This window comes from Pseudomonas sp. FG98, from assembly GCF_057808595.1.
The window spans coordinates 1-12,937 of the sequence record NZ_JBMDIJ010000011.1; the positions used below are offsets into that span (position 1 = coordinate 1).

Here is a 12,937-nt window from a genome sequence, read left to right on the forward strand (position 1 = left end):
GGACACCATCGCCTTTGGCGGTGGGGTCAGAAAGGTGTGTTTGCTGGCCGGTTACCCTGCTCAGGCCAAGCGCCGCACCCGCGTGGAAACAATTGTACGGTCCGGTCGCAATGGAAGCGGCCCAGAAATCGGATTCGCAGCCCGGGAGCTCATCAGAGCCACCTATCTTCGTCCTCTGCGTGATGCCGAAGCTGAGTTGAAACCGGGACGCATGTCTCGACTCTCACAGATTTTGGCTGCGCATACGCAAATGGATGGCCAGGACGAGAATGATTTCGACGCGATGGATCCGTCCTGTGTTCCAGAGAGCCTGGTGGGATTGATGGCTCAGGCGCAGCATCACATTGGTGAGCACTCAGTCGTCAAGGCTGTTCAAAAAGATATCAACGAAAACTATCTTGGTCGTATGAGTTTCGCCGGCGATGAGCTTGCCGCCGAAATCCGTCTGGCAAGTGACTTGGCCCTGACGCCGATTCTGGAACGGTTTGAACTCGCCTTGCTGCCTCCGGGCGATCCAACGTCTGTCGGGCGGCATCGCCGTGGGCTGGGCTACAACAACGCTCTGTTCATGGCCACCGAGTTGGTTCTACTGCGCGATGGCGAAGAGCTTGCCTTGTTGTTGGTCGAGGAGCCGGAAGCTCACCTGCATCCGCAGTTGCAATCGCGGGTCATGGATCTGCTGGAGCAACACGCCAACAGCAGCGAAAGGCCTGTTCAGGTCATCATGACCACGCATAGCCCGTCGCTTGCGGCTGGATCAGCAATCGATGAAATGATCCTGGTCCATAGAGCTAAGACCTTCCCACTGAGAGTGGGCGAAACCCGCTTGGGTAAATCAGATTATCAATTCCTGCGTAGATTCGTTGATGCGACCAAAGCCAATCTCTTTTTCTCTCGAGGGGTAGCTATCGTCGAAGGGCCCGCGGAGGCTTTATTGCTGCCTGCGATTGCCGCCGCCGCAGGTTTGTCATTTTCCAAGTTTGGAGTTTCTGTGGTCAACGTTGGCAGTGTTGGTCTCTATCACTATGCTCGGATTTTTCAGCGCGCTGTTCCCAGCGAGGAAATACCGATTCCGGTCGCCTGTATTACGGACCGGGACATCGTTCCTGATCTTGCCACCTATGTGGCCAAACCAGCGACCGGTAAGAGATTTGAAGCTGATTATACTGAGGCGGAGGCTAAAGCCCTGGTCGCTCGCAAGGTCGCGCGCGTTGAAACACCCACCAGTTCCAATGTGAAAGTCTTTGTAGCTGACCATTGGACTTTGGAGTATGACCTCGCGCATTCGGGCTTAGCTGAAATGATGCACTGCGCGATTGCACTTGCAGTCAAGGCCAAAAGCCGCGATGAGCGGCTCAACGAGGAGGATGAAGCGGATACGCTAGCGACCGCTGTAGCGGCATGGCCGGCGATCAAAGCGACTGCGGCTTCTGATGAGGCACTGGCAGTACAGATCTACCAGCCGCTGCAAGAAAAAAAGGCATCTAAGGCAATAGCTGCTGAGTACGCTGCGGGACTGCTACTCACCGGACGATTTGGTACGGGGATGGTGATCCTGCAAAGCCTCCCAAGTTACTTGCGTGCAGCGCTTGAGCATCTAACCTCGGGACCCATAGTGGCAGAGCCTGCTGCTGAAGGCGCTTCCGTATGACATTATTTTCGATTGATGAGGCTGATCTTCACCAATTAGAAACCTGGTGTCCAGAGTTAGACTTTGCGGATGAGGAGAGACGGGCGGTTCTGCTTGAACTCGCGAGTAGAGACGTGCAGGCCGCGCCTGGAAGTGGAAAAACCACTCTCTTAGCAGCCAAACTACTACTGTTGTCGCAGAAGTGGACGCATCCCCACCAGGGTATTTGTGTCCTGAGTCATACGAACGTTGCTCGTGACGAAATCGTGAACAGACTCAGTCAGTCGGTATTAGGGGCACGACTCCTTAGTTATCCACATTTTTTTGGTACGATTCACGCTTTCGTTAATCACTTTTTAGCACTGCCCTACCTGCGGAGCAATGACATTGCGATTGAGAGTGTCGACAATGATTTATTTGCAATTAAAGCTAGTTCACTGCTTCAGGGTGACCGCTCGTTCAGCACCTTAAAAGCTTGGGTAAATAGAAATCCCAATCAAGGGCAGGGTGCCGTAGCTACGCTTCATTATAAAGGATCATTGTTGGAGTTAGGGTGGGAGTCTGGGAGTTCTCTTCCAAGTCCTGGTACTGCTTCGTATCAACAGGCTGAGAAGCTAAAGGCTCGCCTTACTTTACGTGGCATTTTTCGTCATGATGATATGTTCGCTTTTGCTGCTAAGCTACTAGCCATCCATCCGAGAATTACAAATCGCATTTCTTCGCGATTCCCTTTAGTTCTGATTGATGAAATGCAGGATACTAGCTGGGGGCAAGAAGAGCTTTTAAGCAGTGTTTTTAATGACGAGGTTGTCGTACAGCGATATGGCGATCGTAATCAACGTATTATGACGTCCGTGGAGGGCGGTGATAATTTAACTTTTCCCAATAGTCAATGCCTTTATGTAACCACGACTAAGCGTTTTCCTGATCATATTGCAGCTGCGGTTCGTGCGGTTCAGGAACACGGAGAGGCAGTTACTGCTACGCCTAGTGAAGTGATTTATGGTCCGGTTCTGTTACTATATGAGACTAGTCAGGCGACCAAAGTTATCGAACGGTTCGGCGAGATAGTGCTTGAATTGTTGCCGGATCATATCCTGAATTCAGGTCCTGTTAAGGCTGTATGTACCCGGAAGACGGGTGATGGTGATAAAGCTGCTGGTCGGCACTTAGGTGACTATTGGCCTCCATATTTAGCTTCAGGTGCGGGAAAAAATAGCCAAGATAATCTATATAATATTTTACTTTCACATCCTCGCGGTGCTCCGATGTCGGTCAATCTTGAGGAGCGAGCGCGTAAAGTAAAACGAGTGATGTTTTTAGCTCTACGGCAGTGCGCTTGTGAAATAACCCGTGATTTACGTGACGCATCGGGGCTTATGAAATGTTTAAGCATGGCTGGAGTGGATGTCAAGCCGGTTCGCGAAGTGTGCCGCAACCTTGTTGTTGGTGTGGTGCCCGTAATGGATGACGCTGCGTGGGAAGCTGCTGTCGATTCTATATACAATGTGTTTGTTTTGTTACTTCCCGTTGGGCTCACAAGGGAAGAATTTCGTGCGTTTAAAGTTTTTGAGCGCGCGCCGTTAGAAAACGACGTTGATTGTTCATATAATAGGTGTGTTGTGAGTGTTGGAGGGCGAGTTCTTAGTGTTGATATTGGAACGGTAGCATCGGTCAAAGGAGAGACGCACGCTGCGACCCTGGTACTTGAGTCATATGGAGGCCAATCAAGACGGTTTGATTTGGAAGAGGCGCTTCTCAATCTTGGTGGTGTCCCCATAAAAAAGAATATGTCCAAGCTACTGCGTGGCCAATATCGAAATCTATACGTGGCCATGTCTAGGCCTCGCCACCTGCTTTGTCTAGCCATGAATAAGGAGCGCTCAACAGCCGAAAGTGTAGAAAAACTAAGCAATAGTGGATGGACGGTTATGGAGATATGATGTGGTTTATATATCGTAATCGATTTTGTGTTTAAAGATCTAACGGTTTTCTTACGGTCGTCGAAGCAACAGAGGAGCAATTGCTTTGTTGGGAGATAATCTGTACGACAGTTTAAGGGCTTCTGCAGTGGTTTTCATTAATTAGAAAGTGTTGGTGATGAATGTATATTTTACTTTGATGAGATTAATGGCATTGGGCGGTTTCTGACGTCCCATGAATGTGGTCTAACTCAAATCTCGTACGTTATAGTTGATCTGCTCGGAAAATTTTTTTGTTTGAATAGAATTCATATTGCACAGATACCTGACATCAAGAATTCTATGAACACACATCAGATTCAGAATTTGAAAAGGCTGAGCCGAATTCTGGATAAAGCTAATTTTCAATCTTGGGCGCTGGCGCACTCCGTGCAGAGTGTTAACTCCGGGATGAAATATGAATATATTTTGGATTTTTCCTGATTGTCCATGGGCCGTTGGTGTTAACCGAAGTGCGACCGGTTTTAACTGTTAAAAGTCTGGTTTTATTACAGCAGTGAAGGCTTCTGCGCCTTTGAGCTATGCAGTTTTCAGGGTGAGAAATGGGTTGTCTGGCGGTAAGTCTTCAAATAGCGGAGAAGAGGTGATGAGTAGATACCCCTGAATTTTAGAGTGCTTACGGGGGCCTTTGACTTGGCAGGTCCAAATATTCAGGTCGTCGTCACGCTTTCTGTGGACCTTCAATTTCTCGAATTGCCTCTGCACCCAACGCCATTGCTCACTGCTTTCGTTGGCACCGTTGGTGATACCAGGAAACTCTTGAACATAGCGTTGGAAGATGCCAGGCGTCACCAGAAACATGGCACCGTTCACGGTATGAATTTTGGCCTTGCTGTCATTGATGATCAGCTTGTGGCTTTGGATGCCTTCCTTGACCCAATTCAGGAATGCCTGGCCAGGGCAATCCGAAGGGGGATTTGAGATTTCGAGAGCGCTTTCTGACGGTGCTTCACTGATCCCGGGCTCGACCAATTCGAACATGTCCAGTAACGTTTCGAGGTAATCGGCATCTTCAATCGCCAGTGATTCGGGTTGCGATGTGGTTTGAGTTGATCTTGTACTGACTACCTTGGAGGCCGGCAGTGACACCGGAGCGTCAATCGAGTGGCCATCGGCTGCCATGCTCACCGTTCCACTGAAAGCCTCGGGCCGGTCTTCGTTCCCCCAAATCAGTGCGGGTTGAAGGCGCAGAAAGGTAAAGCTCTGCTGCCAGTCTGCCTGTGCCACAAGCGCAGTCCAGATGGCTTTGCCTTCCGGCGTGGACTCAACCAATCCATGCGATTGGAGTTCATCGAACACCGCGAGGTTGGAGGAGGGAATGCCCTCTATCGCTTGTGACAGCAGGTAGGCTCGTAGCTTGTCTGTGACCGTCTTGCTGACCAGCCAGAGTGCGTCCTGGGTCAGCCATCCCGCGGCACCCGGCTGGTTGAGTTTCAGCTCGTGCTGAACCAGATGACGTAGTCCGCTGATCAAGTGATGTTGCAGCGAATGAATCGGCGCTTGCAGCGCCTTGCTCGGGTTACCACCGATGTTCTGTGCGGTGGAAACACGGTCGGCCTGCATCACCAACTCACCGAGCACGCCGGCACGTTCGTACTGGCCCGCCAGGACATACAGCAGACTGGCCCACAGCGACGGAAATCCACTAAGCCAATCGAAGATCGGACGGTCGAGAATCTGGGTGTAGAGCAAACCTGCAGCGGCGCCGTGCAGGTGATAGTCGCGACCTTTGACATAGCGAAAGCGGTAGGGCTGATCCAGGGGACCGTGCCAAGGATGCCAAATACGGCCATCCCGACGCTCGACCTGCAGGTCCACGGCGATCTTGCCGATGTCATGCAGCAGGGCGCCATAGGCGATGCCAGCCGACCAGGCATCGGTCTGGGCGGCTTGGTCTTCGGGCGCGGCGCCGGTGGGCAGCAGATACGACTGACGCAGTTTCAAACTGCAAGCGACCAGCTCCAGGCCATGGTCGAGCATGCCGCCGAGATACGCATGGTGGTGTGTCTCGCTGGCCGGGAGTTGCTGGACCTGTTCGGCGTAGCGATGGATCGGATTTAAGTAGAGCTGGGTGAATTGGGCGTGGGAGAGGGCGGTGTATTGCCAGATGCGATCGAGTAACTGACGACGGTGCTCCGCGGCTAACAAATTTTGGGCCGACTCGATGGGCAGGTAACCTTCGGCGACGCTCACGGTCGGCGACGGGGGATTCTGCCTTTTGGGGCGAAACAGACTGAGCATCGTGACCTCCGGGAAGTGGTGGGGTCAGTGGCCTTTTAGCCTTTTCGGATAGGGCTCTTACCCTTGAGTTCCCATTCCCCTTCCACCCCTTTCCGGTCCTTTTGCCATGTGTCCCTTTTGTGCGGCAATCGGAATATCGATTTATCCTGGTGCCGGTTTATTGGATGCGCGTGCTGGCGCGAAAAAGGAAAGTGTCGGTACACTGCAGTGCGAATTTTATTGGGTATGCCCATGAACCTCACTGGTGCCACGTTGGTGCTGCTGCTCGCGGCACGTATCCATGGGACCGACGACGCCGTCAGGGCCTCGGCGAAGAGCGTGGTCAAGAAGCTGCCGCGCAGCAAACGCGATCTGATCTACAAGGTGATCGACAGCCGAAGTCCGCTCGATCTGGTGGATTTTCTGGCGCAGAACCTGGATGAGTGATAACTCGACGTTGGCGTCTGGCCGTCTATTTTTTGCGTGAGGCGCCCGCGGCGTGATGCCGTCTGTTTTCTGAAAACAGAAAAAAGGGCTCAACTCACGTTGGGCCCTGTGATGCGATTGCAGCGGTGAGGTAACGATCAAACTCCATCGTCCATGCATCATGAATCATCCATTACCATCTGCTTCAGTTGCTGCTCCAGGTTGAGTACATACTCCGAGGCACTTCGGGCGTGACCACTGGCGCGAAAGATCGCACGTTTGTCAGCCTTGAGCAGGCCGAGCCAGGAGTCGATGTAGCTCTCGTGGCGCAGCTCTCCCTGTATACCGGTGTAGGCGCATAAAAACGCGGCGCCCATTTCGGCGATCAACTCCTCAAATGCGTAGCCTGGCGAGCCGAAAGGACAGGGTGACGTCATGCCTTCGCGCTGCAACCGAGCGTGATGCCCGGTCCAGTGCGTCAGCTCGTGCAGTGCGGTGGCGTAGTACCCACCTTCATCGTTAAATTGCACTTTTGTCGGCAGTTGGATGAGATCCCTGATCGGGTGGTAAAAGGCTTCGTCGGCAGATCGATGAAGTATTTTTGCGCCCGAACTTAACAGCAGATTTTCCGCAGCGCTGTTGGGCTGGAAGGGATCACTCTGTTCCGTCTCGAGCAGGGTTTCATTGAGCATTTCGAGCCCTTCCGTTTGCTCAATGTTGAACAGAAAATGCGTTCTGAGAATGCCGAAGTGAGCGACCTTGGGCTGACCGTTTTCATCGAGTACGGGTTGGCCTGACTCGGTCTGCTCCTCGCGCTCTATCGGCTTGTAGAGCACTGCCAGGGTGCTGTGCTCACCCTTACGGATGTGCCCGCCGGCTTTTTTGGCTTGATTGAAGGTCAGCCAACGATCTTGGGTGAACCCCTGCAACCTGGCCTCGGCCCAGATCAACGGTAAATTAATCCCCGAATAGGGACGCCGCGTGATGGCGTTAATGGGGAAGGGTTGATGATGACCGACGTCAACTGAGCCACTTGAGGACCAGGGTTTGATCCAGGGGGCAATGCCTTGGTCTAACGCATTAACGATCTTGTCAGTCACGTCTTGGTAGATATCGCGCATGGCAATTTCCTCGAGAGAAAAACGGAGGAACGCCTTGCCCGTCGGGGGAGGGTTCCCCGGTTGGGTGATGGGTTGGATTGATGCAGGTCTTGCATGCCGTCCGAGTATGGTGCCGGGTGCCGCCCATTGCGCTTAGCGCTGGTGTTCACCTGCAAGCGCTATCAGCAAGGCGTCCGGCTGACCCGGCTCTTGGAGCAGGCTGAGACTCAATTGCAGCAACGGGTCGTGGCCTACCTGAGCGGTTGGTTGAATGGGGGCTACCTCGAATACCACGTATGGCTTGTGTGGAGAGGCCAGGTGGGCTTCGAGGGCCGTGCGCAGTACGTGGCTCAACCGATCGATCTGCAGCGGCTCAGCGTGATCGGAGTGTTCGAGCAGTACTGCGCGTTGCCACGCGCCAGGGGTGAACACGATAGGCAACCGAATGGTGTTCAGTGTTTCCGGTGTAAGTGAGTCGGACATGGTATGTCTCCGTTGAAAACGCGAAGAAACCTGTCCCATACGGGGAAAGATTTCCCCGTAGCGGGTTGAAGAAAAACAAGAGGATTTGCCTGGCGAGCAGCGCTCGAAAGGCGCTCAAGAGAGCAGTAGGCGTTCATCACCGTAGAAACGGTGACCGTGAGAGCTACCGAACGCTAATCGCACTTGGGGAGAACCGTCACCGAGGTGACATAGTCTTGAAGGTCCTGACTATCTGGGCAGGGTGCTGTCGATAACAGCGATCCGTACCTACTATTTAGCCGGACGATATATATGGGTCAATCACTGTAGAGACGCCGTTTCATGGGGCTTGTCTTCTGGCTTCCAACGAAGTTTTTTTGGCCGGAAAAACTGATAAGCGGTCAGGCACGGGCCGTTTTCAGTAGTAGGCTATTACTCTTGTCTCAACCATGAAAACGCTCAGAAGAGGGCGAGACCATGCCGACTCAGCAGCTTGTTCAGAGTTCACGTGCCCATCGCTGGGCGTACGCCTGTGGTATGTCGATGAAGCGTGGTTACCGTAGGTTGAAAACGTTTGAATCCCGCGTGATCGAGCGTGCGGAGACGGCAGGAATGCCCGCAGGTAAACTTCTTGTTCGCGGGAGTTTTCTGACTACCAAGTTGGCTCTGCTCGGAGTATTTCTTTTTGTTAGCTTCTGGTTGTTTGTGCTGATGTGCACATTCGTTGTATTAGCAGCTATCCCAATTAAAGATTCAGACACTCCAGGTATTGACGATCTCGATGATCCAATGCATAGAGCATCTTGGCCTGAGCGGTACGATAAATGGGGTTCTCTGAAGTAGTCTCTCGGTTACTTTGAGTTCGATTTACCCGAAACAATTTTTGCACCGCTCATCAACTGAGAGGTTCCGTTAGAGCTCGCTGTCTGTGCTGCGTGGGTTCCCCTGCTGAGCATTCCTTCTACGCCTGAACCTACGCTATATCCGGCCCAACTCATGGTGGCTAGAAAAACCATCGGCAGCACGATGAACATCGCCCCCATCACATACTCAATCACCTGCGCCGTGACGGTTCCATCCATAAACCCGGATGTGGGCAGCGATAACAGTACCTGATTGGACGCCGACACTTGGTTGTATAAGGTGTCGAGCATGCTGGAGTCGACCCAGCGGGCCAGTTCCCACCAGAAGCTCAGCATGTGCAGCGTGAACAGCGCGAACGTCACCGTCATGATGGTCTTCAACTGGTAGGTACTGACTAGCAGAATCAGCGGCAAGCTGATGATGACGCCCATGATCAGGAAGGCCTGCACCATCGGCAGCGCTGCGCGTAGCGCATTCATCGCCGGGAAGTTGCTGAAGGAACCGAGGGCCAACCCGGTGTTGGTGGCCAGGTTATTGAGCCCCTGATTGATCGACCCGCCGCGAGCACTGGAGCCATAGTCCTGGTACACCTGTCCGGGCGACATGGACATCGATTGCTGGCGCGGGCTGACCAGTTCGCGCAGGGTGGCATCCTCGATCTCGTTGCTCGAACGGCCAGTCAACCAACCTTTCAGCTGAGTCAGCAGCGAAGGATCGACTTGCTGGATCAGGCGCTCGCGCAAGCCGACATCGCTGTCGATCCACCATTGCTTACAGGTGGGGTAGCCCGCACCATTCTCCAGTCGCGGCAAGGACACATCGCGGTTGTCGTCATACGGCCAACTGACTCGCGGTGTGCGTGAGCGATCCGTATCGTAGTAGCCGGGTGTGTCGAGAAAGTAGCTTGAGCCGATCCAGGACGCGTCGTGACTTTGTGCCTTGTCCAGCTGCGGACGGTTGGTGAATAGCCGAGAACGGGAATAGCCATAGCAATCGCGAGTGAAGTCGGCGACTTCCTGCAGCAGCACCTGACTGTCGATGCGCGAGCTGTCGATCTCCATGCGCATCTGCCGGATATCCGGTGCGCAGGGGATGGACGCGGTGGCCGCCGCGGTTACCCCTTTGCTCAAGGCATGCACCAGAAACCACCAGATCGGCACGTTGGCGGAGCGTTCGCCGATGGTATTGAAGGTCGCCCCCCAGGCGGTTTCCGCGGGCTTCGCCACACTCACGCCGCAGCGCTGGCTCGCCGCATCATCGAACGTCATTGAGGCGAGGCTCAACGGCAAGACCGGCGCGCAGCCGAACAACACGACGATGTAGGCCAGCCACAACCGGTTCTCGATCCGCGGTACCGAGAGCAATCCCTTGTTGCCTTCATCTGCGCCTTGCTGACGGGCCGACAACCATTCTTGCAAAATGATTGCGCCAAAGGGTGCGGCGAACAGCCCGGTGTCGGACAGGACGCTCCAGAGGCCGTTGTTGATGATCCAGGCCAGCAGGGAGAGGTAAAACTCGAGGTAGCTGTTGGTGCTCATGAGCATGGTGACAACCTCACAGTCGGGTGAACTCGACGCAGATGAAGAGTGCGAACCCCATTGCCCCGATGCGTTGTACGCGCAGTCGATCCTGTGGTTGATGGCGGTAGCGCCGAAGCAGGTCCCACCAGAGCGCAAAGAGGGCGCCGTAGAGCAGGGCACGCCACCACCGCAGATAAGGTCGTACGAATTCGAATGCCTGCTGCCAGGCCTCGAAACTACCTAACGCAGCACGGCCGATCCAGGCGACCGACGCGGCGGTCAGGATCATCACCGCGGCAATCCCTAGACCTGAAAGCAGAGTGAATAGCGGTGAGCGTTTCATGGCTCACTTGTGCCTGGCGTCAGCGTCATTGAGTCGACCAGGCTCGGGGTCGCCTTGCTCGACGGTGCGCGAAGCATCGGCACCACCGGCATGTCGATCAAGCACCAGGCTGGCTGTATTGGTGGCGAGCATCTGCCGGACCTGCAGTTCGGTCTGCAGCAGGCGTATTTCGCGCTCCAGAGCATCGATGTTTTTCATCAAGGCGGTCTGGGCAGGCTCGGCGGAGGCGACGTTCGGTTCGTGACTGCCCGCCAGCAGCGTGCGCAGTAATAGCAGTGCCTTGTCGAGCACGCTGGACAGGGCCGTCTCGCTGGCCAGGCGCCGTGCCAAAACATCCTGGTCAGGATCGTCGCGCAGGGCTTCAACCACACCACGGGTCACCGGCAGCATTGAGCTGGAGGCTTTCGCCAAGTTGTCAGGGGTAGACGGCAGAGAGCCAGACAGCAACCCTTGCAGGGCTTTGAGGCGTTCGCTGTAGGCCTCCTGGATCAGCGGCGTCAATCCGCTGCCCGCGGTCGCACGCAGGGTTTCGCAGGTGTCGCAGATTGCGACTTCGCTCTCGCCCAACACGCGAACGGCCCAATCGGATTCCTCTAGGGGCGAGGCCCAGGTCTGGCAAATGGCCCCGCCTAAGCAGTCGCTGCTACTGATCGAGGTGCTGTCATCCACCGACCGGTTATGCAGCAGGTTATAGCCGGCGCGCACCACGTCGGCGGTCACCCGGATGGGCGTCTGCCCGCTACCTCCAGCCTTCTGTCCGCCGACCCAGGACACCCCATTGTTGCCATTATGGGCCTCGGTGTTTTTCACCGCGGCCACCGCATCACCGCCGGTTTGCTCCAGATTGCCCTGCATCTCCTGGTTCTTGGCCAGCGCACCCCAGCCGGCCTGACCGACCTTGTCCGCCATCTTCTCGGCCATGGCCTGGCAGGTCAGTTTGGAACGATCGAAGTCGATACGCCCCTGCATCACCCCGTTACTGAGCAACTCATAGAGGCCAGGGTTGGCGCGCTGAATGATCAACGCCGGCAACGACATCACCGCCTGGGTCGCATTCTGCACGACGCTGCCCATGATCTGCTGGAAACCTTCGGTGGCGCCGTTCAGCTGGTTTTGTAAGGTATTGGTGAGGCTCATGTTTCCGCACATCATGTTCGCTCGCCAGGACCCACCAACACCGAGACCACTGGGTCGGTAGAGCGAACTCGGTGAGCCGACTGCCGAGCCGCCACCGATGGTGTACATCACCCGGTCGTCGAGCACCTCGCCTTGAGTGCCCAGGCGGTAATCGCCCTCGGCGGCGTGGGCATGCGTGGCCATGGCGAGCAGTCCGTAAAACACCAGACTCATCGTGCCCAACCAGGGGCGCGCGAGAAGCCGGTTCATGATGCACCGCCTTCGAAGTCGATGCTGAATAGAAAGGTCTGTCCTTCACGTTTGCAGCAGCTATAGGGGCGCCACAGCGACCAGGCGTAGCCGCCATCCGCGCTTTGTAACGGATCGCCGGGGAAGATGGCGCACGTCGGCTGAACCTGGGGGTAGAGCAATTGCCATTTGTGGGTCGAAGCGTCGTTTTCAACGATCGGACCAGGCGGCCAGTAGCCGTCGCGGGTGGTGGGCGTGAGTGGTAAGTACACATGCGGCTGCCAGTTGCGGGTAATCACATCACCCGCCCGTTGCGCCATGACCGCGGCCGCCTTGAAGTCGTCGGGCTGTACCAGAAAACCCTGCCGCGGATAAACATTGCCCCACATGTTTCCCGAGGCATGACGACCGATTTCACGGATCCCCGGCGTGAGCGACTCGGGGTAGACACTTTCTGGGATGCCATGACGCCAGGCCAGTGAGTCCAGGGTACTCAGGTAGTAGGGCATGAATGCAATTGCACCACTGGCGCAGGCGTAGCCGGATTGAGAAGCCAATTGCGTGGCGACCCAGCCACCGGGGTGGCCGATGCCATCAACGTTTTTGAAGCGGGGCAGGTTGTCGCGGTGGGTGTTCGGGGTGATCAGGTTGCCGCCACCTTCCGCACCGCTGATGGGAGTGGAGAGGATGGCCATCTCGGTCCAGGGGTTGTTGCCGGTGGTGGTGTAGCTCGAGACCACCAGCTCTGGAATGAAATGACGAACCTTGGTTGAGGTTTTGACCTTGCAGCCGAAGGGCGTGCAGAGCAGCCAGAAACAAATACCGACGACCCTGTAGGCGAGGCAATTATGCGAAAGAACAGAGGCGGTGATGCTGCTGGTATCCAGCGCCATGCTTGGGCCGCACGCCAGCAGGATGCTCAGCGCCAAGGGCCGAAGCGTTGGGGGCGTGATTGACGAGCAGGCAGCAGGCATGATCCAGGCTCAATTAGGTAAATAGCCAGGTCAGGTTCGGTTTCGGGCGGG

Annotated in this window: 11 protein-coding genes; 4 read left to right on the forward strand and 7 right to left on the reverse strand. The window is 55.3% G+C overall.

Annotated elements, in window-relative coordinates; all coding sequences use genetic code 11:
- The coding region (locus ACODSK_RS10180; protein WP_489015816.1) for an ATP-dependent nuclease at positions 1-1,651 on the forward strand (1,651 nt) is incomplete at its 5' end.
- Entirely contained in the window at positions 1,648-3,573 is a 1,926-nt protein-coding gene (locus ACODSK_RS10185) for a UvrD-helicase domain-containing protein (protein ID WP_489015818.1), read from the forward strand. The genes ACODSK_RS10180 and ACODSK_RS10185, both read left to right, overlap by 4 nt.
- A gap of 558 nt (positions 3,574-4,131) precedes the next feature.
- Here the strand turns inward: ACODSK_RS10185 and mobH are convergent.
- Positions 4,132-5,853, reverse strand: a complete 1,722-nt coding sequence (gene mobH / locus ACODSK_RS10190) for a MobH family relaxase (protein ID WP_489015820.1) — start codon at positions 5,851-5,853, stop codon at positions 4,132-4,134.
- A 231-nt stretch (positions 5,854-6,084) separates the two neighbouring features.
- Here mobH and ACODSK_RS10195 point away from each other — a divergent pair, with 231 nt between their 5' ends.
- A complete protein-coding gene (locus ACODSK_RS10195; RefSeq protein WP_489015822.1) occupies positions 6,085-6,279 on the forward strand; it encodes a DUF7740 domain-containing protein in 195 nt (64 codons plus the stop codon).
- Between the two features lie 158 nt (positions 6,280-6,437).
- Here the strand turns inward: ACODSK_RS10195 and ACODSK_RS10200 are convergent, their stop codons facing one another.
- Positions 6,438-7,379, reverse strand: coding sequence for an ArdC family protein (locus tag ACODSK_RS10200; protein ID WP_489015824.1), 942 nt, complete (start codon positions 7,377-7,379; stop codon positions 6,438-6,440).
- 132 nt (positions 7,380-7,511) lie between these two features.
- Entirely contained in the window at positions 7,512-7,841 is a 330-nt protein-coding gene (locus ACODSK_RS10205) for a hypothetical protein (protein ID WP_489015825.1), read from the reverse strand.
- Positions 7,842-8,297: 456 nt separating this feature from the next.
- On the opposite strand from ACODSK_RS10205, the gene ACODSK_RS10210 reads away from it, so the two are divergent.
- The gene (locus ACODSK_RS10210) at positions 8,298-8,663 is read left to right on the forward strand and encodes a DUF3742 family protein (protein WP_489015827.1); all 366 of its coding nucleotides are present in this window, start codon (positions 8,298-8,300) and stop codon (positions 8,661-8,663) included.
- Between the two features lie 8 nt (positions 8,664-8,671).
- On the opposite strand, the gene ACODSK_RS10215 is transcribed toward ACODSK_RS10210, so the two are convergent.
- Genes ACODSK_RS10215 through ACODSK_RS10230 form a run of 4 tightly spaced genes read right to left on the reverse strand, consistent with a single transcriptional unit; the run spans position 8,672 to position 12,886 of the window.
- Complete coding sequence (locus tag ACODSK_RS10215; protein WP_489015829.1) at positions 8,672-10,228, reverse strand: conjugal transfer protein TraG N-terminal domain-containing protein; 1,557 nt, start codon at positions 10,226-10,228, stop codon at positions 8,672-8,674.
- 10 nt (positions 10,229-10,238) lie between these two features.
- Positions 10,239-10,547, reverse strand: a complete 309-nt coding sequence (locus ACODSK_RS10220) for a hypothetical protein (RefSeq protein WP_489015831.1) — start codon at positions 10,545-10,547, stop codon at positions 10,239-10,241.
- Positions 10,548-10,550: 3 nt separating this feature from the next.
- Positions 10,551-11,933 carry an integrating conjugative element protein gene (locus ACODSK_RS10225; RefSeq protein ID WP_489015833.1) on the reverse strand — a complete coding sequence of 461 codons (1,383 nt, stop codon included), beginning with the start codon at positions 11,931-11,933 and terminating at the stop codon, positions 10,551-10,553.
- A complete protein-coding gene (locus ACODSK_RS10230; protein WP_489015835.1) occupies positions 11,930-12,886 on the reverse strand; it encodes a TIGR03756 family integrating conjugative element protein in 957 nt (318 codons plus the stop codon). Before ACODSK_RS10230 ends, ACODSK_RS10225 begins: the two co-directional genes overlap by 4 nt.
- Between the last annotated feature and the right edge of the window lie 51 nt (positions 12,887-12,937).